At 62.5% G+C, this 22,890-nt stretch carries 26 protein-coding genes; 17 read left to right on the top strand and 9 right to left on the bottom strand.

Annotated features, from left to right (window positions below):
* Positions 1–132 precede the first annotated feature (132 nt).
* Positions 133–1,329 (top strand): glycoside hydrolase family 5 protein, encoded by a 1,197-nt coding sequence (locus ACTHLA_RS07765; RefSeq protein ID WP_440186897.1) that lies wholly within the window; start codon positions 133–135, stop codon positions 1,327–1,329.
* On the opposite strand, the gene ACTHLA_RS07760 is transcribed toward ACTHLA_RS07765, so the two are convergent.
* The 5 genes from ACTHLA_RS07760 to ACTHLA_RS07740 all read right to left on the bottom strand — a co-directional run bounded on the left by ACTHLA_RS07760 (position 1,326) and on the right by ACTHLA_RS07740 (position 6,199).
* Positions 1,326–2,456, bottom strand: a complete 1,131-nt coding sequence (locus tag ACTHLA_RS07760; protein WP_440186895.1) for an ABC transporter permease — start codon at positions 2,454–2,456, stop codon at positions 1,326–1,328. The genes ACTHLA_RS07765 and ACTHLA_RS07760 overlap by 4 nt on opposite strands.
* Position 2,457: 1 nt before the next feature.
* Positions 2,458–3,399, bottom strand: a complete 942-nt coding sequence (locus ACTHLA_RS07755) for an ABC transporter ATP-binding protein (RefSeq protein ID WP_440186893.1) — start codon at positions 3,397–3,399, stop codon at positions 2,458–2,460.
* Positions 3,399–4,334, bottom strand: a complete 936-nt coding sequence (locus tag ACTHLA_RS07750) for an HlyD family secretion protein (RefSeq protein WP_440186891.1) — start codon at positions 4,332–4,334, stop codon at positions 3,399–3,401. The genes ACTHLA_RS07755 and ACTHLA_RS07750 overlap by 1 nt, the downstream gene beginning before the upstream one ends.
* Entirely contained in the window at positions 4,327–4,953 is a 627-nt protein-coding gene (locus ACTHLA_RS07745; RefSeq protein WP_440186889.1) for a TetR/AcrR family transcriptional regulator, read from the bottom strand. The genes ACTHLA_RS07750 and ACTHLA_RS07745 overlap by 8 nt, the downstream gene beginning before the upstream one ends.
* Before the next feature lie 76 nt (positions 4,954–5,029).
* Entirely contained in the window at positions 5,030–6,199 is a 1,170-nt protein-coding gene (locus ACTHLA_RS07740; RefSeq protein ID WP_440186887.1) for an acyltransferase family protein, read from the bottom strand.
* Positions 6,200–6,375: 176 nt separating this feature from the next.
* Between ACTHLA_RS07740 and ACTHLA_RS07735 the strand changes: the two genes are divergently transcribed.
* From ACTHLA_RS07735 to ACTHLA_RS07715, 5 genes are all read left to right on the top strand, one after another.
* Positions 6,376–6,765, top strand: a complete 390-nt coding sequence (locus ACTHLA_RS07735) for a hypothetical protein (protein ID WP_440186885.1) — start codon at positions 6,376–6,378, stop codon at positions 6,763–6,765.
* Entirely contained in the window at positions 6,762–6,968 is a 207-nt protein-coding gene (locus ACTHLA_RS07730) for a helix-turn-helix transcriptional regulator (RefSeq protein WP_440186883.1), read from the top strand. Before ACTHLA_RS07735 ends, ACTHLA_RS07730 begins: the two co-directional genes overlap by 4 nt.
* A gap of 24 nt (positions 6,969–6,992) precedes the next feature.
* A complete protein-coding gene (locus ACTHLA_RS07725) occupies positions 6,993–7,166 on the top strand; it encodes a hypothetical protein (RefSeq protein WP_440186881.1) in 174 nt (57 codons plus the stop codon).
* Positions 7,167–7,179: 13 nt separating this feature from the next.
* Positions 7,180–8,121 (top strand): alpha/beta fold hydrolase, encoded by a 942-nt coding sequence (locus ACTHLA_RS07720; RefSeq protein ID WP_440186879.1) that lies wholly within the window; start codon positions 7,180–7,182, stop codon positions 8,119–8,121.
* A 106-nt stretch (positions 8,122–8,227) separates the two neighbouring features.
* Positions 8,228–9,625: an MFS transporter gene (locus tag ACTHLA_RS07715; protein WP_440186877.1), complete on the top strand. Its 1,398-nt coding sequence runs from the start codon at positions 8,228–8,230 to the stop codon at positions 9,623–9,625.
* Here the strand turns inward: ACTHLA_RS07715 and ACTHLA_RS07710 are convergent.
* Positions 9,622–11,088 carry a sigma-54-dependent transcriptional regulator gene (locus ACTHLA_RS07710; protein WP_440186875.1) on the bottom strand — a complete coding sequence of 489 codons (1,467 nt, stop codon included), beginning with the start codon at positions 11,086–11,088 and terminating at the stop codon, positions 9,622–9,624. The two genes, ACTHLA_RS07715 and ACTHLA_RS07710, sit on opposite strands and share 4 nt — an antisense overlap.
* A 201-nt stretch (positions 11,089–11,289) precedes the next feature.
* Between ACTHLA_RS07710 and ACTHLA_RS07705 the strand changes: the two genes are divergently transcribed.
* The 7 genes from ACTHLA_RS07705 (at position 11,290) to ACTHLA_RS07675 (ending at position 18,656) form a co-directional block, all read left to right on the top strand.
* Positions 11,290–13,089 (top strand): M3 family oligoendopeptidase, encoded by a 1,800-nt coding sequence (locus tag ACTHLA_RS07705; RefSeq protein ID WP_440186873.1) that lies wholly within the window; start codon positions 11,290–11,292, stop codon positions 13,087–13,089.
* 116 nt (positions 13,090–13,205) lie between these two features.
* Positions 13,206–14,411 (top strand): FAD-dependent monooxygenase, encoded by a 1,206-nt coding sequence (locus tag ACTHLA_RS07700; protein WP_440186871.1) that lies wholly within the window; start codon positions 13,206–13,208, stop codon positions 14,409–14,411.
* A gap of 78 nt (positions 14,412–14,489) precedes the next feature.
* Positions 14,490–14,729 (top strand): aa3-type cytochrome c oxidase subunit IV, encoded by a 240-nt coding sequence (locus tag ACTHLA_RS07695; RefSeq protein WP_440186869.1) that lies wholly within the window; start codon positions 14,490–14,492, stop codon positions 14,727–14,729.
* Between the two features lie 186 nt (positions 14,730–14,915).
* Positions 14,916–16,049: a Re/Si-specific NAD(P)(+) transhydrogenase subunit alpha gene (locus ACTHLA_RS07690; protein WP_440186867.1), complete on the top strand. Its 1,134-nt coding sequence runs from the start codon at positions 14,916–14,918 to the stop codon at positions 16,047–16,049.
* A 12-nt stretch (positions 16,050–16,061) separates the two neighbouring features.
* A complete protein-coding gene (locus ACTHLA_RS07685) occupies positions 16,062–16,391 on the top strand; it encodes an NAD(P) transhydrogenase subunit alpha (protein WP_440186865.1) in 330 nt (109 codons plus the stop codon).
* A complete protein-coding gene (locus ACTHLA_RS07680) occupies positions 16,391–17,812 on the top strand; it encodes an NAD(P)(+) transhydrogenase (Re/Si-specific) subunit beta (protein ID WP_440186863.1) in 1,422 nt (473 codons plus the stop codon). The genes ACTHLA_RS07685 and ACTHLA_RS07680 overlap by 1 nt, the downstream gene beginning before the upstream one ends.
* 115 nt (positions 17,813–17,927) lie before the next feature.
* Positions 17,928–18,656: a hypothetical protein gene (locus ACTHLA_RS07675; protein WP_440186861.1), complete on the top strand. Its 729-nt coding sequence runs from the start codon at positions 17,928–17,930 to the stop codon at positions 18,654–18,656.
* Positions 18,657–18,667: 11 nt separating this feature from the next.
* Here the strand turns inward: ACTHLA_RS07675 and ACTHLA_RS07670 are convergent, their stop codons facing one another.
* From ACTHLA_RS07670 to rpsU, 3 genes are all read right to left on the bottom strand, one after another.
* Positions 18,668–19,165 (bottom strand): hypothetical protein, encoded by a 498-nt coding sequence (locus ACTHLA_RS07670; RefSeq protein WP_440186859.1) that lies wholly within the window; start codon positions 19,163–19,165, stop codon positions 18,668–18,670.
* Positions 19,166–19,227: 62 nt separating this feature from the next.
* Complete coding sequence (locus tag ACTHLA_RS07665; RefSeq protein ID WP_440186857.1) at positions 19,228–19,653, bottom strand: acyl-CoA thioesterase; 426 nt, start codon at positions 19,651–19,653, stop codon at positions 19,228–19,230.
* Between the two features lie 108 nt (positions 19,654–19,761).
* On the bottom strand, positions 19,762–20,004 hold the full coding sequence (gene rpsU / locus ACTHLA_RS07660) for a 30S ribosomal protein S21 (protein WP_440186952.1): 243 nt from the start codon (positions 20,002–20,004) through the stop codon (positions 19,762–19,764).
* A gap of 252 nt (positions 20,005–20,256) precedes the next feature.
* Here rpsU and ACTHLA_RS07655 point away from each other — a divergent pair, with 252 nt between their 5' ends.
* The 4 genes from ACTHLA_RS07655 to ACTHLA_RS07640 form a co-directional block, all read left to right on the top strand.
* Complete coding sequence (locus ACTHLA_RS07655; protein ID WP_440186855.1) at positions 20,257–20,925, top strand: COQ9 family protein; 669 nt, start codon at positions 20,257–20,259, stop codon at positions 20,923–20,925.
* Entirely contained in the window at positions 20,922–21,221 is a 300-nt protein-coding gene (locus ACTHLA_RS07650) for a hypothetical protein (RefSeq protein ID WP_440186853.1), read from the top strand. Before ACTHLA_RS07655 ends, ACTHLA_RS07650 begins: the two co-directional genes overlap by 4 nt.
* Positions 21,222–21,267: 46 nt before the next feature.
* Positions 21,268–22,467 (top strand): hypothetical protein, encoded by a 1,200-nt coding sequence (locus tag ACTHLA_RS07645; RefSeq protein ID WP_440186851.1) that lies wholly within the window; start codon positions 21,268–21,270, stop codon positions 22,465–22,467.
* Between the two features lie 89 nt (positions 22,468–22,556).
* Positions 22,557–22,890 (top strand): N-formylglutamate amidohydrolase (locus ACTHLA_RS07640; protein ID WP_440186849.1); only part of this gene is annotated, 334 nt, incomplete at its 3' end.

The following is a 22,890-nucleotide window of genomic DNA, read 5'->3' as shown; positions in this document are numbered from 1 at the left end:
ACGACCCACCCCTGAGTCTGTCGCAAGATGCAGCGACATGGTTAACAATTCGGTTAACCCTGAAACGAAAAGCCGGACTGGCCTTATCGCCGATTTTATCGCAAATTGTTGTCAGACAAGAAGGAAACGCCAATGCAACCGTTACGCCTGATGGCGGCGTCGCTGGCCGTTGCGACGAGCCTGTCCGTCCCTGCCTATGCCGCCGATCTGATCCATTTCTGGGACGCGCCGCAGCACGGCGCCAACAGCTTCAATGAGGCGCCGCCCGATCTGGCCTATTTTCAGGCCCTGCGCGCCACCGGCGCGACCTGGGTGCGGCTGACGCCGTCGAAATGGAAGGGCGTGGGGCGCGACTTTCTGATTGGCGACGCCGACCATTACAGCGGCCTTCCGGCTTCGGACCTCGCCACCTTACGCAAGGTGGTCGAGGCGGCGGGCGCGGCGGGCCTGAAAGTGGTGATCGTCCCCCTGTCCCTTCCCGGCGACCGCTGGAGCCAGCAAAATGGCGGCAAGGACGATGCGCGACTGTGGAACGACCGCGCCTACTGGGAGCAGTCGGCGGACTTTTGGCGAGACCTGGCCGCCGCGCTGAAGGACGAGCCGATGATCGCGGGCTACAATCTGATCAATGAGCCGACGCCGGAAAAGGGCATGGGCCTCGATGAGCAGGCCGCGCCGGATGTGCGGCAGGCCTGGTATGCGAAGTATAAGGGTACGACGCACGACCTGCCCACCTTTTATGAAACGCTGATCAAAGCGCTCCGCAGCGTCGATCCGGACACACCGGTCATGGTCGATGGCGGCTGGTACGCCAATGCCGCGAGCTTCAGCTACTGGCCGTCAAAACTCAGCGACGACAAGGTGCTGTACAGTTTTCACATGTATGAACCCTACGAGGCGACCAGCGGCCCTAATATCAAGCGCGATCCGCAACTGCGCTATCCGGGCGTCGAATCCAGGTTCGGCGGTGAAAAAGTCCGCTGGGACAAGGCGGTGATGGCGCGTTATGTAAACGGCCCGTTTGACTGGGCCGCTGCGCATGGCGTGCCGAACAACCGCGTGGTGACCGGCGAATTCGGTTGCGTGCGCGAATGGGTCGATTGCGGGACGTACCTTGGCGACGTGCTCGACGTGCTGAAAAGCCATCACGCGCACTGGGCGTTTTACGGCTGGCGCGAGGACGGCTGGGATGCGATGGATTACGAACTGGCGCCGTCGGTGACGACAGGCCAGTTCTATTATCTGCGCGAACAGGGCAAGGCCGATCAGCTCAAACGCACGCCGCACCCGCTGCTCGACATTATCGAAGCACATATGGGGGATGATTAATCCAGCGTCGAGCGATAGCGCGCCATAGCCACCGTGGTCGCCACGGCGATGAAGATCAGCAGTGGCCAGATGTTCGGCCACATCGCCGCCCAGTCCGCGCCTTTCAGCATTACGCCCCGGATGACGCGCAGGAAGTGGGTGAGCGGAAAAATCTCGCCGATCCACTGCGCCCAGACCGGCATGCCGCGGAACGGGAACATGAAGCCTGACAAAAGCATGGACGGCAGAAAGAAGAAGAAGGTCATCTGCATGGCCTGCATCTGCGAACGCGCTATGGTCGAGAAGGTGAAGCCGACCGCCAGATTGGCCACAATGAACAAAGCCACGCCCAGAGCCAGCAACAGCGGATTGCCGATAAACGGCACGTGGAAGACGAAACTGGACGCGCCCAACACGATCAGGGTCTGCACCAGACCGACGGCGATATAGGGCAGGATCTTGCCCGCCATCACTTCCCATGGGCGCGCGGGCATGGCCAGCAGATTCTCCATCGTGCCGCGTTCGGTCTCGCGCGTCATGGCGACCGAGGTGACCATAATCATGGTCATGGTCAGGATGACGCCCAGCAGTCCCGGCACGATATTGTACTGCGATATGCCTTCGGGATTGTACATGCGGTGGACGATAATATTGACCGGCGGCGGCCCCTGTTTGAGCGGCGCCCATTGGCCCTTGAGATCATGACTGAGGGCCGAGGACACGATCAGGCCGATCTGACCGACCGCATTGGAAGCCGCAGACGGATCGGAGGCGTCGGCCTCGATCAGAACTTCCGGGTGGTCGCCGCGCAGCAGGCCGCGTGTAAAGCCCGCCGGCACGGTCACGACGAAGGCCGCCGTCCCCGATTGCAACGCCTGCCGCCCGGCTTCGGCGGTCGGGACCGCGCCGACAATATCGAAATAGGTCGAATTCTGCATGCCCGACACCAGCGAGCGCACATAGACCGAGTCGTCTTCCAGATAGAGCAGCGTCGGCAGGTGGCGCGGGTCGGAATTGATCGCGAAGCCGAACAGGGCCAGTTGCACGATCGGCACGATCAGCATGATGGCGAAGGTCAGCCGGTCGCGCCGCATCTGGATAAATTCCTTGAGCAGGATGGCGCCGACGCGCCGCAACGAGGACAGCATGTTAAGCCTCCACCGATGTGTCGACGGACTGGCTCATCAGGTGGATGAACACGTCCTCCAGATTGGGCCGCTCCTGCCGCCATGACACGCCTGTCTTGTCGCCGTCGGCGGCGATCAGCGCCTTGAGTTGGTCAAGATTGGGCCCCGTGACATGCAGCGCATTGCCGAAATAGGCGACGTGATCGGCGCCCGCCTTGCCGCGCAGCCGCTCCATCAGCTCGCGCACCCCCGGTCCTTCGGCGACAAAAGCGTAAAGACCGCTGTGGCTGATAATGTCCGCGACGCGGCCTTGGGCCATCAGATGTCCGTAGGCGATATAGACGATCTGGTCGCAGCGCTCGGCCTCGTCCATATAGTGGGTCGAAACCAGCACGGTCAGGCCTTCGGAGGACAGGCGGTGGATCTGGTCCCAGAAGTCGCGCCGGGCCTGCGGATCGACCCCCGCGGTCGGCTCGTCCAGCATCAGCATTTTCGGCTCATGCAGGGTGCAGGCGGCCAGGGCCAGCCTCTGTTTCCAGCCGCCCGACAGGGTTCCGGCCAGTTGATGCTGGCGCGAGCTCAGGCCCAGCGTCTCCAGCGTCTTGTCCACCACCGTCTTCTTCTTCGGAATGCCGTAGAGATTCGCGACGAATTCGAGGTTTTCCCGGATCGTCAGGTCGTCCCAGTAGGAGAATTTCTGCGTCATATAGCCGACGCGATCCTTGATCTCGCGGCTCTGTTTGCGAATGTCGAAGCCGAGGCATGTCCCCTCGCCCGCATCGGCGCGCAACAGGCCGCACAGCATGCGGATCGTGGTCGTCTTGCCCGATCCGTTGGGGCCGAGAAAACCCCAGACCTGTCCGCGCGGCATCTTGATGTCGATATGATCGACCGCCGTGCGTGCGCCAAAGACCTTGGTCAGGCCCTTTACATCGATCGCGAGATCGTCGGCCTGATCAGTCATCACAGCCCCACATCCACCGGCTGGCCGACATGCAAGGCGTCGGGATGTTCCGGCGTCGCCTCAATCAGGAACATCATCTTCTGGCGCTCCTTGACGCTGTAGATGACCGGCGGAGTAAATTCGGCGTCAGGCGAGACATAGCGCACCCGCGCAGCCTGCGCCGCGCAGCCATCGCAGGTCACATGCACTGTCGCGCCGACCTTGAATTTCGACAGGTCGGCCTGCGGCACATAGAAGCGGACGAATTCCCGCCCCTTGGGCCGCACGGTCAGCACAGCCGCGCCCGCCGCTACGAACTCGCCCGGCTCGCGCAGGCGTTCATCGACCTGGCCCGTCAGCCGCGCCTTGACGATGCGGTCATTCACCGTCCACTGCGCCTGCGCGACCTCGGCGCCGGAGGCCGCCGCCGTCGCCTGCGCCGCGCGCTGCTGGTCTTCGCGCGCCGCCAGCAGCTTGTCCTCGATCTGCTTGTCGATATTGGCCAGACTGGCCTGCGCCGACCGGGTGGCTGCGTGCAGGCTGTCCATCTGAGCGGGCGAGACATAGCCCTTCGGCTCCAGCGCGGCGTAACGCGCCTCATTGGCCTTGGCGAGGTCGAGTTGCGATTGCGCCTGAACGCGCTGGGCCTGTAACGGCGCGATATCGGCCTGACGCGCGCCCTTGGCCAGATCCTCGGCATTGGCCTGCGCGGCCTCGGCCCGGCTCTGCGCGCCGCTCAGGGCCGCGTCCGCCTGAGTCGTATCCAGCCGGAACAGCAACTGATCGGGCGCCACCGCGTCGCCACGATCGACGTCAACGCCAGTCAACCAGCCGGACTGCGGCGCATCAATGCTGACCTCCTGCGCCTCAACATAGCCGGCATAGGTGTTCGCCGGTTTCGACTGACACCCGCTCAGGGCCAGCACGGCGATCCCCGACATCATCAGCTTACGCATGCTGCAATCCTTTCAGAAACAGACGGATGTGCGCCGCCAGATACGGCCCGGCGCGGAACGGCTCCGGCTCGGTCGGCGTGAAGACCAGCGCCCACATCAGTGCCTTCAGCACCGGCGCGACGAACAGGTGCGCCAGCATGACCGGATCGTCCTGTGCGATCTCGCCTTTGGTCATGGCGCGCGCAAACAGGCCGCTCAGGGCGGCGAGCAGAACGCCGACCACTTCGCGGCGGTAGAAATCGACCAGTTCCGGCAAACGCTGCGACTCCGCCACCAGCAGGCGCGGATAGATCGGCGTCTGACCGGAATCGATGATGGCGGAAACCATGTCGGCCAGATTTTGCAGAGCGATCTCCAGCGGGCCGTCATAAGCGTCCAGAAATCCCCTGGCCATGGCCACGCGCGGGCCGATGTCGCGCCGCACCAGCGCCTCGAACAGGGCCTGCTTGGTCGGAAAATAGAGGTAGACGCTGCCCTTGGACACTTGCGCGACGCGGGCGATGTCTTCGATACGCGCGTCGGCGAAACCATGACGCGCAAACGCCTCAAGCGCGGCGTCGAGAATGGCGGCCTCGCGCTGTTCTGGCTTCAGGCGACGTGATCTGGCGGCGTCGGGCATGGCGCTCCTTTGAGTACTGACCGGTCAGTACTCTAAAATCACCAGCCTGACAAGCTGACGGGATGCCGCACCGCTTTCACACCTTGAGGAAGATGCGCTTGAGGTAAAAGGGCAGGACGAACAACCAACACACGATCAGCACCAGCACGGCGAAGGCCAGCGACATGGCGTAAGGATCGCCGATGACGCCCAGCAGCCATGTCGTCGTTGCGCGATAGACGCCCGTAACGTCGAGCGCCACCGACAACAGCCAGGCGAAGACATAGGCCAGTATCGCGTTCATGCCGAAGACGCGGATCGGCATGGCCCATTTTTTATGGCCAAGCCTGTCCATGACCAGCATCAGCGCCGACAGCATCAAAAAGGCGATGCCGCTGGTCAAAAGGGCGAAGCTGGGCGTCCACATCTTCTTGATGATCGGAAAGACCGGATCGAGCGCCAGCCCCAGAACGGTGAGGATCAGGCCGATCCACATCACCTGCCCGACCGCCTTCGCGGGCGTCTTCGCCTTGATCAGCATACCGACCAAAAGACCCGCCAGAATGTTGAACACCGCCGGGAAGGTGGAGAGAATCCCCTCCGGATCGTAGGTCTTGCCGCCGCTCCAGATATGGTCGAGACCGAAGACCATGCGATCGACATAGGCGGGCCAGCTCATTACGGCGTCGAAATGATTGGCGCCAAAACCGGGGACCGGCGCGTAGCGCAGCAGGACGCCATAGGCGATCAACAGGCCCGCGCCCCATGCCGCCAAGGCGCGACCATGTACGATCAGCTTGCCGTCGGCGTCCTGATGCGAATGCAGCAGCAAAAGGCCGGTGGCGATAGCGTAGCAAACGCCAATGCGTTGCAGCACGCCGGGAAAGCGCCAGTGGGCAAAATCGAAATGCGGCAACAGGTTCAGGAACAGGCCGATCCCAACCAGAATCGCCGCGCGCCGCAGGGCGTGGACGGCCATCTGCGCCTTTCCCCCCGTCGCCATGCGGCGGCCCAGTGACAGACTCATCGACATGCCCACGCAAACCATAAAACCGGGAAACACCATGTCGGTCATGGTGAAGCCATGCCATTCAGCATGGTCGAACGGCGCATAAATATGCCCCCAGTCGCCAGCGTTATTGGCCAGCAGCATGCCGATCAGGAACAGGCCGCGCAGAATGTCGAGCGCTTCGAAGCGCGTCTTCGCGGGCGCCGCTGCGCTTTTGGCCTGTTTCTGCGCCGCTTTGAAATCCACCACATTCGCCATAGTCGCGCCTCCCGTTTCGCAACTCATCCCACATGCGGCCGCATCTGCCAAGTGCAAATTGGTAATTACCAATACAATACCATGAGGCGTAAGGCTGACCTTACATTTTTTCAAATGTCAGGTTGACATGACATGAGTCGGCATGTAAGGTTAGCCTTACACAAAGGAGCTGAAACATGGACCTGAACACCCCTAACGCCCGTTACGTCATGGGCCTGAGCTTCTGGATGGTCTTATACGCCGCCGCGCTTTACAGCTCCATTATCGCCATCCGTAACCTGCACCCTCAGGGCGCCTTGCTCTATGGGCTGGCCGTCCTGCCCGCCCTGCCGGTCGGCGGCGCGATCTGGGTGTTTCTGAAATATATCGAGGCCGTCGATGAATATGTGCGCGGCGTGCTGATCCGTCGCTTCGTCATCGCCACCGGCTTGACCCTCTTCATCTGCACGGCATGGGGCTTTGTCGAGGCCAATGCAGGCGCTCATCATTTTTCGCTTTACCTCGTCTATCCCCTGTTCTGGATGATATTCGGCCTGGCTAGCGCCTTTCTGAGGAAGGCGTCATGAAACAGAATCTGCGTGAACTGCGCACCGAAATGGGCCTGACCCAGGCCGATCTGGCCGCCAGGCTCGGCGTCTCCCGTCAGGCGGTCATCGCTCTGGAGACCGACAAGCATTCGCCGTCGCTCGACCTGGCCTACAAGATCGCCGGGGTGTTCGACCGCCCGGTGGAGGCCATCTTCGCCAACCCGTACCGCGTAACCCCTTAAACCCCTATTCGCAAAAGATTTTTCATGTCCATGCGCATCCTGCCGGAGCGTAAGCGCTCCCCCCTTGTTCAGAGTCAGGTCATCACCTGGGTCATCGCCAGCGTCGTCGTCATCGCCATTGTCGCCGATCCCGAACACCGCCTCGCCTTCGTACTCATCAACCTGTTCGCCCGTCTCTCGGGCCTGATCCTCGCATAAAGAAAGCCCCGCCATGTTCAAACACGTCTGCTCCAGCTTCCATAAACATGGCCTCATCCATCGCCCGATGGCGCTGCTGGCCATCATTATCGGCGTCATCGCCGCCCTGTCGTCGGCGCATCACGCCAAGGCGGCAACGCCCTATCCTGACGCCACGCATGAGCGTTTTTCCGTCGCCGTCAGCGGTTCAGGGCCGGACATCATCCTGATCCCCGGCCTCGCCTCCCCCGCCGCCGTCTGGGACGGAACGGTCGCGCATCTTGACAGCCATTACCGCGTGCATGTTCTCAACCTGGCCGGATTCGCCGGAGAACCGGCAGGCGCCAATGCGGACGGCGATGTGCTGGCGCCCTCGGTGGAGGCGCTCGACGCCTATATCAAGGCCGAACATCTCGACCATCCGGTCCTTATCGGCCACAGCCTCGGCGGCCTGATGGCGCTGATGCTGGCCAAAAGCCACCCGGAGGATGCAGGCAGGCTGATCATCGCCGATTCCCTGCCCTTCGCCGGACTGATGATGGGGCCTCAGGCCAGCGTCGCCGCGATTGAGCCACAGGCGAAGGCCATGCGCGACGGCGTGATCGCCCTGCCCGCCGACGCCTTCAAAGCGCAGCAACAGGCGACCCTGGCGCGCATGACGACCTCAGACGCCCACCGCGACCTGATCGTGCAATGGTCGCTTGATTCCGACCGCCGCGTGCTGGCGCAGGCCTTCTACGAGGATCTGACGACCGATCTGCGTCCCGATCTGCCCGGCATGACCTTGCCGATCGCCGTCATCTATCCGGTAGACGTCACGGTTGGACAGGTTCCGGTAGCGACCGCCGCCTTCTATAAGGCCGTCTATGCGGGCGCGCCGAAGGTCGCATTCACGCAGATCGACGCCTGCCGCCACTTCATGATGCTGGATCAGCCCGACGCCTTTTACACCGCCATCGACGCCGCGTTAAAGTGAATGAGCAGACAAGAGGCGGGCTGCGCTCGGCCCGCCTCTTACGTTTTCATTAAGACCTGTGGCGGCACAATGACGCACTGTTTCCGTAGTTCTGACTCTGTGTCGCATGTCCCCGCCCGAAGCGCTCACCGCAAAGCCCGCCTTGCAAGCCTATGAGCCGATCGGGCCGCTTGAAATCGCCAGCTACAGCCTTGGCGACGCCGGATTCAATCTCTACTGGGCGCCGCTGACCGCCTTTCTGATGATCTATCTGACCGATGTGGCGAAGATTCCCATCGCCGCCACCGCCACTCTGCTGTTGACCATGCGACTGGTCAGCGCCGTCGCCGAACCGGTCTTCGCCGCCATCATCGACCGCACGCATACCGCTTACGGACGCTATCGCCCGTGGTTTTTATGGCTGGGCCTGCCTCTGGCCGCTGTCGGCGTGGCGACCTTCTCGACCGCCGATCTGTCGCAAAACCAACGCCTGCCCGCCATCTATATGGGGCTGATCGGTCTAAACCTGGTCTATAGCGCCGCCAATGTCGCCTATAATGCGCTTTCCGGCGTTATTACGCCGGACTCCGCCCAGCGCGACACGATCCTGTCCTGGCGCTACGGCACGGCATTCCTCGGCGCCGTCGCGGTCACCTGGCTAACGCCAAGGCTGATCGCCTGGGGCGGGCGCGGCGACCACGCGCTTGGCTGGCAGTTCACCATGACCCTTTACGGCGTCGCCGCCGTCGCCTGTCTGATTATGGTATTTCTCCACACGCGCGAGCGTTTCTCGCTGGCGACTCAGCCACGCGGCAACCCGTTGCGCGACATCGCGGATCTGTTTTGCAGTCGGCCGTGGATCGTCCTGTTCGCGCTCGGCGTGGTCGAGATGGCCGCCTTTGTGCTGCACACCTCGGCCACGCCCTATTTCATCAAATATGTCGCCATCCGCCCGGATCTGGTCAGCGCCTTTATGATCGTCTTCTATGTCGGTCTGGCCGTCGGCTCCGGCGCCTCATCGACCCTGACCCGGTTTGCGACGCGGCAGGTCTGGATCGCCGCCATGCTGGGCGTCGCGGCGCTGGATGGCCTTCTTCTCTACCTCTGCCCGGGGAAGGCGCTCGCGGCCCTTTTCGTCCTGCAAGGCCTGTCCGGCGCGGCCTTCGGCGTCGTCTCGACCCTGACCTTCGCCATGTACGCCGACGCCGCCGACTACAATGCCTGGAAAACCGGTCACCGCGCCACCGCCATGACCTACGCCATGATCAATGTTGGCAAGAAGATCGCCGCCGCGGCAGCGGGCGCAACTCTGGGCTGGCTGCTGGCGGGACACGGCTACGCCGCCAATGCGGCGCCCGAAGCGGCGCTACAGGAAATGCACGCGGCGCTTGGGCTGTATCCCGCCGGTCTGTGCGTTCTGGGCGTCGTCGTGATCCTGATCTACGATCTCACCCCGACTAAGGTCAGCCGCCTGCAGGCGCAACTGCTCGGCGCAGCGCGCGAACGATTCAGCCAGCTTTCCTAGCCGGCTTCCTTAACCATGCCTTCCAGGCCGCAGTCGCGCACTTTGCGGTAAAGGGTCGAGCGCCCGATGCCGAGACGGCGCGCCACTTCCGACATATGACCTGCATAGACGCTGATCGCGTGTTCGATCAGGTCGCGCTCGATCTCCTCCAGCTTGCGCAGATGGCCGCTGTCGTCGAGAATGCGCACCGGCGCGTCCTGAAGGGCGTTGAGCGCGTCGTGATGCGCTTCGATCGCCGCCCTGCCATTGACCGGGCCGTCTGACGGCGCCGTCGCAATGAGAGGCGCGGACACGCCGCTGATCGCCGGGAAATCGAACGGTTGCAGATAGGGGCTGTCGGCCAGCACAATGGCGCGATAGACGGTGTTCTCCAATTGCCGCACATTGCCTGGCCAGTCATACGCGGCCAGCATCTGCATGGCTTCCGACGACACGCCGGTGACGCGCTTGCCTTCCTCGACATTGAATCGGCGGACGAAATGTTCGACCAGGGCCGGAATATCCTCGCGGCGGTCGCGTAAGGAGGGCGCCTCGACCGGAAAGACGTTAAGACGATAGAACAGGTCTTCGCGGAAGGCGCCCGCCCGGACCTGATCGGCCAGATTGCGGTTGGTCGCCGAGATGATGCGGACATCGACCTTGACCGGGCGTTTGGATCCGACCGGGTCGATCTCGCCTTCCTGCAAGGCGCGCAACAGCTTGACCTGCATGTCGAGCGGCAATTCGCCGACCTCGTCGAGGAACAGGGTGCCGCCATTGGCTTCCTGAAACTTGCCAAGATGCTTGTCCGAGGCGCCGGTGAAAGACCCCTTTTCGTGGCCGAACAGGATGGATTCGACCAGATTTTCCGGCAGGGCGCCGCAGTTGACCGCGACGAACGGCTTGCCCGCGCGGTCGGATGATCCCTGAATGGCGCGCGCGATCAGCTCCTTGCCGACGCCGCTTTCGCCGAGGATCAGTACGGGGATATTGGATTTGGCCGCGCGCTCGCCCAGCCTGCGCACCATCTGCATGGCGGGCGAAGACCCGATCAGGTCGTCGAACGAGGTGCGGTTGGTTGTGCGCTTTTGCAGACGCTGCACCTCGGCGGACAGGTCGCCCATCTGAAGCGCATTGCGCACCGACACCAGAATGCGCTCCGGCGAGGCGGGTTTGATAAAGAAGTCCTGCGCCCCGGCCTGCATGGCCTTGACCACCGTGTCGATGCCGCCCGACGCGGTCAGCACCACCACCGGCGTCCGCACGCCGGATGCGCGCAATTCCTTGAGTGTTTCAATGCCGGATTGCCCCGGCATGACCAGATCGAGAATGACCGCGTCAATACCGGAATTCTGCGTCAGCCGGTCAATCGCCTGCGCGCCGTTCTCGGCGTGCATGACCGAAAAGCCCTCGCGCTCCAGCACGGCCTGAATCAGGCGGCGCTGAGTCGGATCGTCGTCACAGATCAGGATCGTCTTGGCCATATCGAAGTCACCCATCATCATTCTGATGCGGTCGGCGTCACAAAACCCGACCTGTTTTGGGACATGTGTATCGTCTTGGGGTAAAAATCGGGTGTAGCGGTATCCTTAATGTCGCGTTTTGGTTTTGACGTTCGCGGGCTTCTCCCCTGACGGCCAAATTACCTCTCGCTTTTCGGGTCGGTGCGGATTATCTGAACCTCCATGACACAGACCCTGCCTATCGACGCCGCGTCCGGCCTGCCCATCTGGGATCTTACTGATCTGTATTCCGGCCCTGAAGATCCGCGCCTCAAGGAAGATTTCGCGCGCGGCGAAGGCCATGTTAAAGAGCTGGCCAAGCTGGAGGGCGCCTTCCTGTCCGCCCGCGCCAATGCCGAACGTCTCGGTCTTTTGATCGACCAGGCGGCCAGCCTTTACGAAAAAGCGATGGACGATATGGGCGGCGCATTGGCCTATGCGACCCTGGCCTCGACCATCGACCGTGAAAATCCGGCCATCGCCAAGATGCAGTCCGACCTGTCGACTCAGGCCGCGATGATCTCAGCGGGAACCCTTTTCCTGAGCCTTGAGCTGAATAAGCTTGAAGACTGGGAGATCGAGCAGGCCCTGCGCGTCACGGAGCGCGCGCTACGCTGGCGCCCCTGGCTGCGCCGCATCCGCGCCTCGCGCCCGCATGAGCTGTCCGCCGACCTCGAACGCCTGATGCTGGAGCGCATGCCCGCCGCCGCGCAATGGACACGCCTGTTCGACGAAACCCTGACCCGCTTGCGCGCGAAAGTCGGTAAAGAGTCGCTGACGCTGAACGAGGCGCTGACCCGCCTGTCGGCGCCTCAGGCTGCGGTACGCAAGGCCGCCGCCAAGGGGCTGAGCGAGGCCCTGGCCGACAACGCGCCGGTGCTGGCCCTGTCGCTGAACACGCTGGCGTTTGAAAAGCAGATCGAGGACCGCTGGCGCAAATATGACGATCCCGCCGCTTCGCGTCACCTGGCCAATGAGGTCGATAAGGACGCGGTGGACGCCATGGCCGAGGCAGTCAGCGGATCCTACGCCACGCTGTCGCATCGCTATTACGCGCTGAAGGCACGCATCATGGGTCGCAAATCGCTCGACTTCTGGGACCGCAACGCCCCCCTGACCGAGGATGTGCAGAAACAGTACAGTTGGGACGAGGCGAAAACCATCGTGCTGAACGCCTTCGCACAGATGGGACCGGAATTTGTCCGCCGTGCGCAACTGTTCTTCGATCATGCATGGATCGACGCCGCGCCGCGTCCGGGCAAGTCGTCGGGCGCCTACGCCCATCCGGTCACGGCCAACCGCCACCCTTACGTGATGCTCAACTTCACCGGCGACCGCCGCGAGGTGCTGACACTGGCGCATGAGCTGGGCCATGCCGTCCACCAGACCCTGTGTCAACCGCTCGGCTCGATTCTGGCCGACACGCCGCTCACGCTTGCCGAAACCGCTTCGATCTTCGCCGAAGGTCTGGTGTTCGAGCATCTGGTGGCGACGGCCTCGCCCGACGACAAGAAGGCGCTGCTGGCGGGTAAGATCGAGGACGGGTTGAACTCGGTGATCCGTCAGATCGCCTTTCATCGCTTCGAGGAAAAATTCCACGCTGCGCGTATGGAAGGCGAGGTCGCACTCGATCAGATCAACACCATCTGGCTGGAGGTCATGGGCGAATCCCTCGGCCCCGCGATCAAGCTCAACGACGGCTATGAGGTCTGGTGGGCCTATGTCAGCCACTTCGTCCACGCGCCCTTCTATGTCTATGCCTATGCGTTCGGCGACCTTCTGGTGTCGGCGCTGATGGAGAAACGCCGCGAAGACCCGGCGTCTTTCACGCCGCTGTACGAACACCTTCTCAGCGGCGGCGGCACAAGAACCTATGTCGAGGCCCTGGCGCCCTTCGTCATGAATCCACGCGACAAGGCGTTCTGGAAGATGGGTTGCCACCGCCTGGAAAGCCTGATTGACCAGTTCGAGGCGCTGTTCTGACCTCCTGCGCCAGCGTTTCTTACACGTTTAAAAACAAATACAATTTTTAATTGCGCGGCAAGATATTTGCAATCCCTGCGCTCTACGCTCATTTTGCGACAGCCCAGGAATGCGCCATGCCGACAGCCCGCCTTACCGATAACGACCGTGTCCTGATCGTCGGCGGCGGCATTGGCGGTTCGTTGCTGGCTATGGTTCTGGGGCGGCAGGGCGTGCCTGTGACGGTGTTCGACCCCAAACGCGTCCCCGCTTCGTCCTTTCGCAATGAAAATCTCGGCGAAGAACAGGCTGATATTCTCAAAAGCCTCGGCGCGCTCGAACCGTTCGCGCGCGTGTGCCTGCCGCCGGAAGGCGACGCCAAAGCTTACGCCGTCAATCCGCGCCTGACCGATTGCGGCGCGCATCATCACGACTGGGTCGCCGCCGTGCGCGCGGACTGGCCGGACTGTGTGACATTTGTTGAGGCGACGGTCAGCGAGATCACGACCTCCGATGTCGGTCAATCCGTCGTCACCAGCGATGGCGCGCGTCATGAAGGCCGTCTGGTCGTGCTGGCCTCAGGTCGCGCCGCAGGTCTGCACAAGGCGTTAGGCATCGACGTTAAAACCGTCAGCGCCGGTCATTCGGTTACGCTCGGCTTCACACTTCAGGGCGCGCGGCACATTCCAGCGATCGTTTTTGCGGCGCGACCGCAAAGCCATATCGGCTATGTCAGCGTGTTTCCAATCGCCAGCCCGGCGGGCGCGAAACAAACCCGCGTCAACATCTTCAGCTTCAAACCACTGACCGACGACTGGACGCGCCGCATGAGCCGCGCCCCGCTCGCCACCCTCGCCGAGGTTGCGCCCGAAGCCGTCACGGCCATGGCCGGACTGTCGCTCGCAGGCCGCTGCGAGGTGCGCGGCACGGACCTTTACCGCGTCCGCCGTCACAAACGCCCCGGCCTTGTCCTGCTCGGCGACGCCTTCCACGCCCCCTGCCCGTCGTCGGGGACGGGGCTACTGCGCGTCCTGTCTGATGCGCGCGCGCTCAACGCCCTGATCCCGCAATGGCTGGCGACGCCCGGCATGGGACAAACCAAGATCGCGCAATATTACCACGACCCCGCCAAACGCTGGATCGACCGGACGGCGTTGCGGCGTTCGCTCAACAGCCGCAAGAGCGCGCTGATGAGCCTCTCGGCGCAACGGTTCTGGAACCTGCTGCGCGCCCTGCGTCAGCGCCTCGGCATGGACGCCGCGTCGAAACTGACGCGGCTGGAGCGCCGTCTGCAAGGTCGGGCGCAAACCCAACCGCAGACTCCCCAACTGCAGACTCATTGACCGCCCCCGCGTCCTTTTGTAAGACTCCTGTTATGCGCTGGCGACGGCGCGTCATATAAAACAGGTTTGAGGGTAAAAATGGCCGATCATCATGAGTCTTCCGACTACGTTCACGGCGAGATGGACATTCGCCAGCACGAGGCCACCTATCACCTGTTCAATGGCCTGACCAAGTGGATCAGCCTGCACCTGGCGGTGCTGCTGGTCTTTTTGGTCATCCTGACCTGCACCAAGCTGGGCTTCATCGCCGCCTTCGTCGCCGCCGCCGTCGTAACGGTCGCGGGCTTCTTCTTCCTGAAAAAGAAACCGGCGCACTAAAGCCGGTTTCAGCTTTAGCAGATTTAAAGTCTCACCGGCGTTTTTCTAGCGTAACAAGTCTTTGACTTGCGCGACGTTTGCTCATACCTAGCGACGTCACAAAAGAAACGGCGTCAATATCGCGCCGACAATAAATAAGTTGCACAAGCAACAACTTGCCACAGACTTCAAAGTGAGGACTTCATCGTGGGCTTAAAGCTTGCCATTCCCGCCGAGACCTGGCCCGGCGAGGCGCGCGTCGCCGCCACGCCTGATACGGTCAAGGTGTGGACAGCCGCCGGTCATGAGGTGCAGGTGCAGTCGGGCGCAGGCCTGGGTGCCGCCCTGCCTGACGCGGCCTATAGCGCCGTCGGCGCCACCGTTGTCAAGGATGCAAAAGCAACCATCAAGGACGCCGACATCGTCCTCAAGGTGCGCGGCCCGTCGGCGGACGAGATCAAGGCGCTGAAACCCGGCGCCATCGTCATCGCTACGCTCGATCCGCACCGCGAGCGCGCTACGCTCGATGCGCTGGCCGCTCAAAAGGCGACAGCGTTCGCGATGGAGTTCGTGCCGCGCATCACCCGCGCGCAGGTCATGGACGTACTGTCATCGCAGGCAAACCTCGCCGGTTACCGCGCGGTGATCGAAACGGCTTCGGCCTATGGCAAGGCGTTTCCGATGATGATGACGGCGGCGGGCACGGTCGCCCCGGCCAAGGTCTTCATCATGGGCGTCGGCGTCGCAGGGCTACAGGCCATCGCCACCGCCCGTCGTCTGGGCGCGGTGGTGTCCGCGACGGATGTGCGCCCAGCGACGAAAGAGCAGGTCGAATCACTCGGCGCCAAGTTCCTCGCGGTCGAGGACGAGGAATTTAAAAACGCCCAGACTGCGGGCGGCTACGCCAAGGAAATGTCCGCCGAGTACAAGGCCAAGCAGGCGGCGCTGACCGCGTCGCACATCGCCAAACAGGACATCGTCATCACCACGGCTCTGATCCCCGGACGGCAGGCGCCGATTCTGGTCACGAAAGAGATGGTGGCCTCGATGAAGCCCGGTTCGGTGCTGATCGACCTGGCCGCGCCGCAGGGCGGCAATGTCGAAGGCTGCGTCGCCGACGAGGTCGTGGACGTCAACGGCGTCAGGATTATCGGCTTCTCCAATATCGTCGCCAGCATCGCCGCAGACGCCTCGGCGCTCTACGCCAAAAACCTCAAGGCATTTGTCGAACTGCTGCTGAACAAGGACGGCCAACTGGCGCCCGATATGGAGGATGAAATCCTCAAGGCCGCGCTGGTCACCCGAGACGGCGCCGTCGTCCACCCCAATCTTTCAAAGTAAGGAGATCCGGATATGGAAGCCGTCGATCCCACCATCTTCCGTCTCGCCATCTTCGTGCTGGCGATCTTTGTCGGCTATTATGTCGTGTGGAGCGTCACCCCCGCCCTGCACACGCCGCTGATGGCCGTCACCAACGCCATTTCCTCGGTCATCATCGTCGGCGCGCTGATCGCCGCCGCCGCGTCGGCTTCCGGCGCGGGCGGAAGCGTATGGGTTTCCAAGGGCGCGGGCGGCCTCGCCTCCATGCTGGCCGCCGTCAACATCTTCGGCGGCTTCATGGTCACGCGCCGCATGCTGGCCATGTACAAGAAGAAAGATAAGCCGAAGGTGGAGGGCAAGTGATGGATATTGCTAATTTTTCGGCGCTCGCCTACCTCGTTTCCGGCGTCCTGTTCATCCCGGCCCTGCGTGGCCTGTCCTCGCCGGAAACCTCGCGCAAGGGCAATCTCTACGGCATGACCGGCATGGCCATCGCCGTCGGCGTCACGCTTCTGAGCCTGCTCATCAAGGGCGACCTCGACCCGGTCACCATCGTCATCATCCTGTGCGGCATAGCGGTCGGCGGCATTGTCGGCTCGATCATCGCCAACAAGGTGGCGATGACGCAGATGCCGCAACTGGTCGCCGCCTTCCACTCGCTGGTCGGTATGGCGGCCTGCATGGTGGCGGTCGGGGCGCTCTATGCGCCACGCGCCTTCGGCATTGACGACGGGCTGGACGGGATCAAGACGCAGAGCCTGATCGAACTGTCGCTCGGCGTGGCCATCGGCGCGATCACCTTCACCGGCTCGGTTATCGCCTTCGCCAAGCTGAATGGCAATATGTCGGGCGCGCCGATCATCCTGCCCGCGCGCCATGTGATCAACATCGTTCTGGGCGTCGCCGTCGTGGCGCTGATCGGCGTGCTGATCGCGACGCACGGTCTGGCCGCCTGGGCCTTTTGGGGCATTTTCGCCATCGCGCTTGTACTGGGCGTGACCCTTATCGTCCCGATCGGCGGGGCGGACATGCCGGTCGTGGTGTCGATGCTCAACTCCTATTCAGGCTGGGCCGCTGCTGCTTTGGGCTTCACGCTGGAAAACATCGCGCTGATCATCACCGGCGCGCTGGTCGGCTCGTCCGGCGCCATCCTCTCCTACATCATGTGCAAGGGTATGAACCGCAGCTTTATCAGCGTCATCCTCGGCGGCTTCGGCGGCGATGCGGGCGCGGCGGCGGCGGGCGGCAAGGTCGAGACGCGCCCCGTCAAACAGGGCTCGGCGGACGATGCGGCCTTCATCATGAAGAACGCCTCCAAGGTCATCATTGTGCCCGGCTACGGCATGGCGGTGGCTCAGGCTCAGCATACCTTGCGCGAAATGGCCGACAAGCTGAAGGAGGAAGGCGTCGAGGTCAAATACGCCATCCACCCGGTCGCCGGTCGTATGCCCGGCCATATGAACGTGCTGCTGGCCGAAGCCAATGTGCCTTACGATGAGGTGTTCGAGCTGGAGGACATCAATTCGGAGTTCGCCACGGCGGACGTCGCCTTCGTGATCGGCGCCAATGACGTGACCAATCCGGCAGCCAAGACCGACCCGGCCTCGCCCATCTTCGGCATGCCGATCCTTGACGTCGAAAAAGCGCGCACCGTTCTGTTCATCAAGCGCGGCATGAGCGCGGGTTATGCGGGCGTGGAGAACGAACTCTTCTTCCGCGACAATACTATGATGCTGTTTGGCGACGCGAAAAAGATGGTTGAGGGCATCGTCAAATCGCTCTGATGCGCTCACGAATCCAAGCCATGCAACGGGGCGGTCGCAAGATCGCCCCGTTCAGCTTCCATTCAGTCTTAAATTCTTATACCTGTGCCGGTAGATACAGCCGCCGGAACCACTGATGGATTGGAATCTGATGAGACTTGCGTTCAAACCCGCCGTTTTGCTGACCTCCGCCGCCCTGCTGCTGGCCGCGCCCGCCCTGGCGACGCCTAAGCTGCCGCCCGCGACCAGCGCTAACGGCATGGTGACACAGAACGCCTCGGCGTCCGACGCCTTCCCCGGCTATAAGGGCTTTTTGAACCTGTCGCCCGCCGAGCGCAGTCAGATCGACGTCTATTATCTGCTGCGCATCAAGCGCTGCGACGCCTCCAAGGTCAGCGCGTCGCTCAATGTCAATGGCCGAACGATCCCCCTTCGCATCGCGCCGGACGGGCGCATCGAGCCCTTGCCGACGCGCGCCCAACTCAACAGCGGCGCCAGAATCACGACTGTGCGACCGGAAAGCTGTTCGGTGGCGATGAAGCTCAAGGTGACCCCTACTCAGGGCCTGAAGACCAGCTATGACGCGCACGATCTGGCTCAAGGCGTCGATCAGGGCAACAGCGCCATGCGTAAAATCGCCGGCATATTGGCCATCGCCCTCGACAAGCTCGACCGGGTTTACTTTGTTGGCGGCGGCGACGCCGTGGCTGTGATGGATAACGGTCAGAAACAACCCCTGCCGCGTACTTCCGGCAGAAGCGATTATCCGGCCGGCACGCCCTATTTCGTTCCAAGCCAGATGCGCGACGCGGCGCGTATCGAATTGTCGCGCACACCGTCCAACGTGCTTTACGACACGAACTGAGGATTTTCGGCCTATTCCGCCACGCTGCTCATCAATTTGCGCGCTTCGACATACATGGCCAGCCAGCCGCCCGCAAAGGCGCAGCCGCCGACCACAATAGGGCACAGCACGAACAGGGCGGCGTCATTGGGCAGGCTCAGGAGGTCGATCCAGTCATAGGCGACCAGTAGAATCCCGACGATCCAGGCCGGAAACTGCCCCGCACGCCCCATGCGCGCCGCGCAATAGCCGCCCGCCAGCGCGCCTATCGCCCAGGTCAGTGGTATGACAATGAACAATTGCACGATCACGGTTTTCATCAACGCAGTCTTTTCGGCGCCGTGGACCATGTAGAGTCCGGGCGGGAACGGGAACATCTGATCCAGCGCGTACTTAGCGATGGTGTAGACCACCATGCCCAGCAACAGACCGCACAACACGCCCAGCACCACCACCAACACCTGTCGCGTCTTGGCGTCGCTCCATTCGCTGAGCCAGTCCTGAAAACGGCTGAGAGCGGTCGATTTCATGCGATGTCCCCTGTGGCGCGCCGATCATCTTCGGATCGGCAAGATGACAGTCTTAACATAAATTAATCTGCAGGCGAATCCTTTGGTTCAGCGCGCACCGGGCGCGGGCGGCCCGCTTCGTCGATGGCGACGAAGGTGAAGACCGCTTCGGTGACGCGCGTCTTCTGCTCGCCTTCGCGCGGGCGACGATAGGCGTCCACCTTCATGCGCATCGAGGTGCGCCCCACCGACAGCATCTTGGCGTACACCGTCACCTCGTCGCCGACCTGCACCGGCGTCAGGAACACCATGCCGTCCACCGCGATGGTGGCGACGCGCCCCTGCGAATAGCGGGCGGCGATATTGCCCGCCGCCAGGTCCATCATCGACATCAGCCAGCCGCCGAAAATATCGCCGGACGGATTGGTGTCGGCGGGCATGGCCGTGGTGAGGATGCCCAGATCGGCGGGATCGGGCAGTTCGGATGGATCGGAAACGGACTTGACCATGGACGCCTCTCAGATGGCGTAAGACAAAAAAAGAAAGCGCCGGGACAGTCATCTGCCCCGGCGCTGATCTCAAGCGGCTTATCTGCAGCACGAGGGCTGCAGAAAGACTTACTTAGAGCGACCCGTCAGGCCGCCTTCGCGCTGGATGCGCTTGCGGGCCAGCTTACGGGCGCGACGCACGGCTTCCGCCTGCTGGCGGGCGCGCTTCTCGGACGGCTTTTCGTAATGGACGTGACGCTTCATCTCGCGGAAGGAGCCTTCGCGCTGCATCTTCTTCTTCAGGGCCTTCAGGGCCTGATCGACATTGTTGTCGCGGACGAAAATCTGTACCAGAGGTATCTCTCCATTCAGGGTCGAAGGCGTAAAGACAAACCGGGCTGCGTCGCCGTTCGTTCCGCCAAAAGTGAATAAAAACCTGTCCCCGCCAACAGGCGCTGGCGGGAAAATCGGTGACTGCCATACATGAGCAATCCCCCCCTGTCCAGATCAGCCCCGCGCGAAAAGGGAATTTCATCACTTTTTTTGCCGAATCCACCGCGCCTGCGGCATTATGCGGCCTGTTGGCCACGTAAGGATGGCTTGGCGGCGCACGCGATGGGGTTTATGCTGACGCGTATGAAAAACATCGCCTCCCCGCTCAAAGCCGCTGAACGCCAGTTGGCGCTGGCCGCCGCCGACTATGTTCCGCAGATTGGCCTCAATCGTCAGAGCGTGCTGGCCGGGGCGCGCAAGGCAGGATTCTCCGAGGCCGAATGCGATCTGATCGCGCCCAATGGCGCCGCTGACATCGCCGCCCTGATCTGGCGGATGCACGACGAGGTTCTGGACGCGCCCGCCACCACCGAATCGCTGGCGGCTATGCGAATCCGCGACAAGATCGGCTACCTTTTGAACCTGCGCCTCGATACGGCGGCGCAGCAGCCCGAACTGGCGCGGCGGCTGATGGGCTTTTTCGCCCTGCCGACGCACGCCGCCCTGTATCACAAGCTGATGTGGGCCACCGCCGACCGCATCTGGAAGCTGGCGGGCGATACGGCGCTCGATGAAAACCACTACTCCAAACGCCTGATCGTCAGCGGCATCCTGTCCACCGCCCTGATGACTCGCCTCACCCAGGGCCGCGACACGCAGGCGGCGCAGATCAAACGCAATATCGAACAGGTGATGGCGTTTGAAAAGTTCAAAGCCAAATTGCCGAAAAAGCCCGAAGACCTGTTGCTGGACTTCGGCAAGGCGCTGGGGCGCCTGCGGTTTCGGCAAGACGCGGCATGAGGTTGCTGCGCGCCCTGCTGGCTGTGATCTGGCTTTTGTTCGGCCTGAGCGCGACGGCGCACGCCTTGCCTGTGGCTCAAAATGTCTGTCATATGGGCATGAAGACGCAGCATGCGCCGATGCGCAGCGATCAGGGCGTCATGCCCTGTTGCAGCCAGCCCGTCGTGATCGCCCCGGAACCTGCCTTCGTTCCAAAGGCGCGCAAGCCTGTCCCCATACGCCTGTCGCCCGCGCCCGCATCCATTCCGGCCGGCCTGTCCGTCCCCGCCGAACCGCGTCCGCCAAGAAACGCCTGATGGTCTGAAACCGCGTTTCCCATCATCGTTTTTTGAAAGATTTCCCATGTCCTATCGTTTTTTCGCGTCCGCTCTTCTGACGGCGCTTCTGCCTGTTTCCGTCCACGCCCAGATGTCCGATATGGGCCAGACGCCGGATATGGCCATGACGCCCGCATCCGGCTGGAGCGTCATGGCGCACGCCACACTCACAGTCGTCGCCGACGATCAGCAGGGTCCGCGCGGCGGCGCCAAGACCTTTGTCGAAGGCATGAGCATGATCATGGCCAGCCGCGCTCTGAACGCCTCAAACGACCTTGAGCTTAAGGCCATGCTGTCGCCCGACCCGTTTATGGGCAAGAGCGGCTATCCTCTGCTGCTGCAAACCGGCGAGACCGCCGACGGCGTGACTCCGCTTGTTGACCGCCAGCATCCGCACGACCTGTTTATGGGCCTGAACGCCACCCTGCGCCATCGCTTCGGCGACGGCGTCAGCGGCTTTGTAAGCGCCGGATGGCCCGGGGAAAACGGTTTCGGACCTGAGGTCTTCATGCACCGGCCTTCGGGGGAAAACTTTCCCACGGCGCCGATCACGCACCACTGGTTCGATTCCGGCCACATCACCATGGGCGTGGTTACGGCAGGCCTTGCGAAAGGGCCGCTTCAACTGGAGGTCAGTGGGTTCACCGGGCGCGAGCCGGACCAGCACCGCTTCAATCTCGACCGCCCGCGCTTCGATTCCGCCGCTGTTCGCGTCTCCTGGAAGATCACGCCGGACCTGTCGGCGCAGGCCTCATGGGCGCACGTCATCAGTCCCGAACAACTCGAACCGGATGTCAATCTGATCCAGAAAAGCGTCAGCTTCGCCTATAATCATGCCTTCGCCGCCGGGACGCTCGATTCGACCCTGGCCTTTGGACGCAAGATCGCTTCCACAGGCGCCGACAAGCCGTCGGACGCTGTGCTGTTCGAAAACACCTTTCACTTCAACGGGCCCTGGCTCGGCCTGCTGCGCCATGAGCGCGTCTATAATGACGAGTTGGTCCCCGGATCGGCCTGGTGGGTGGCCAAGACCGAGATCGGCGTCGTGCGCGAATTCGACATAGGCCACGACATGAAACTGGGCGTCGGCGTCGTGCGCCAGTTCAACGCGGTTCCCGATGCGCTGAAAACAATCTATGGCGGACATCCGGACGGAACCGTCGCCTTTTTGCGTCTGACGCAGCAATGGATGCCCGGTATGTCCATGTCAGGCATGGATATGTGAGCTTGACAGGTTTGACGGCAAAAGGTTCAATTGCAACCATGCCGTCAAATCCTCCGCCTGCGGACGAAATTCCTCCGTTTGAGTTTCATATGGGCGCCGGCCCTTTGCTGGTTTCGGCCCCGCATGTCGGCACGCACATTCCGCTGCCTCTGGCTGTGCGCATGAACGAAACCGGTCTGGCGGTGCGGGAAACCGACTTCCATGTCCACCGCCTGTTTGATTTTGCGCCTGAACTGGGCGCCTCGACCCTGTTCGCGACCCATTCGCGCTATGTCATCGACCTGAATCGCGCCCCGGACAGCGCGCGGCTTTATCCGGGTCAGTTCGAGACCGGTCTGTGCCCCTTGAGCGATTTCGACCAGAACCCGATCTATCAGGACGGCTTTGCGCCGGATGAGGCCGAGATCGCCGAGCGCCGCGACC

The sequence above is a fragment of the Asticcacaulis sp. genome, assembly GCF_051956075.1.
In the GTDB taxonomy this organism is placed as follows: domain Bacteria; phylum Pseudomonadota; class Alphaproteobacteria; order Caulobacterales; family Caulobacteraceae; genus Asticcacaulis.
Note: the sequence above shows the minus strand (reverse complement) of the source record. Positions and strands in the feature narration are given on the sequence as shown.

Bases quoted from the DNA above. Each gene is read 5' to 3' on its own strand.
- ACTHLA_RS07755 (WP_440186893.1), bottom strand. From the start codon at position 3,399: ATGACTGATCAGGCCGACGATCTCGCGATCGATGTAAAGGGCCTGACC.
- ACTHLA_RS07650 (WP_440186853.1), top strand. From the start codon at position 20,922: ATGAGGTTGCTGCGCGCCCTGCTGGCTGTGATCTGGCTTTTGTTCGGC.
- ACTHLA_RS07680 (WP_440186863.1), top strand. From the start codon at position 16,391: ATGGATATTGCTAATTTTTCGGCGCTCGCCTACCTCGTTTCCGGCGTC.
- ACTHLA_RS07675 (WP_440186861.1), top strand. From the start codon at position 17,928: ATGGATTGGAATCTGATGAGACTTGCGTTCAAACCCGCCGTTTTGCTG.
- ACTHLA_RS07730 (WP_440186883.1), top strand. From the start codon at position 6,762: ATGAAACAGAATCTGCGTGAACTGCGCACCGAAATGGGCCTGACCCAG.
- ACTHLA_RS07760 (WP_440186895.1), bottom strand. From the start codon at position 2,456: ATGCTGTCCTCGTTGCGGCGCGTCGGCGCCATCCTGCTCAAGGAATTT.
- ACTHLA_RS07735 (WP_440186885.1), top strand. From the start codon at position 6,376: ATGGACCTGAACACCCCTAACGCCCGTTACGTCATGGGCCTGAGCTTC.
- ACTHLA_RS07720 (WP_440186879.1), top strand. From the start codon at position 7,180: ATGTTCAAACACGTCTGCTCCAGCTTCCATAAACATGGCCTCATCCAT.
- ACTHLA_RS07700 (WP_440186871.1), top strand. From the start codon at position 13,206: ATGCCGACAGCCCGCCTTACCGATAACGACCGTGTCCTGATCGTCGGC.
- ACTHLA_RS07745 (WP_440186889.1), bottom strand. From the start codon at position 4,953: ATGCCCGACGCCGCCAGATCACGTCGCCTGAAGCCAGAACAGCGCGAG.
- ACTHLA_RS07665 (WP_440186857.1), bottom strand. From the start codon at position 19,653: ATGGTCAAGTCCGTTTCCGATCCATCCGAACTGCCCGATCCCGCCGAT.
- ACTHLA_RS07655 (WP_440186855.1), top strand. From the start codon at position 20,257: ATGCTGACGCGTATGAAAAACATCGCCTCCCCGCTCAAAGCCGCTGAA.
- ACTHLA_RS07715 (WP_440186877.1), top strand. From the start codon at position 8,228: ATGTCCCCGCCCGAAGCGCTCACCGCAAAGCCCGCCTTGCAAGCCTAT.
- ACTHLA_RS07740 (WP_440186887.1), bottom strand. From the start codon at position 6,199: ATGGCGAATGTGGTGGATTTCAAAGCGGCGCAGAAACAGGCCAAAAGC.
- ACTHLA_RS07685 (WP_440186865.1), top strand. From the start codon at position 16,062: ATGGAAGCCGTCGATCCCACCATCTTCCGTCTCGCCATCTTCGTGCTG.
- ACTHLA_RS07645 (WP_440186851.1), top strand. From the start codon at position 21,268: ATGTCCTATCGTTTTTTCGCGTCCGCTCTTCTGACGGCGCTTCTGCCT.
- ACTHLA_RS07670 (WP_440186859.1), bottom strand. From the start codon at position 19,165: ATGAAATCGACCGCTCTCAGCCGTTTTCAGGACTGGCTCAGCGAATGG.
- ACTHLA_RS07705 (WP_440186873.1), top strand. From the start codon at position 11,290: ATGACACAGACCCTGCCTATCGACGCCGCGTCCGGCCTGCCCATCTGG.
- ACTHLA_RS07750 (WP_440186891.1), bottom strand. From the start codon at position 4,334: ATGCGTAAGCTGATGATGTCGGGGATCGCCGTGCTGGCCCTGAGCGGG.
- ACTHLA_RS07710 (WP_440186875.1), bottom strand. From the start codon at position 11,088: ATGGCCAAGACGATCCTGATCTGTGACGACGATCCGACTCAGCGCCGC.
- ACTHLA_RS07765 (WP_440186897.1), top strand. From the start codon at position 133: ATGCAACCGTTACGCCTGATGGCGGCGTCGCTGGCCGTTGCGACGAGC.
- ACTHLA_RS07725 (WP_440186881.1), top strand. From the start codon at position 6,993: ATGTCCATGCGCATCCTGCCGGAGCGTAAGCGCTCCCCCCTTGTTCAG.
- ACTHLA_RS07695 (WP_440186869.1), top strand. From the start codon at position 14,490: ATGGCCGATCATCATGAGTCTTCCGACTACGTTCACGGCGAGATGGAC.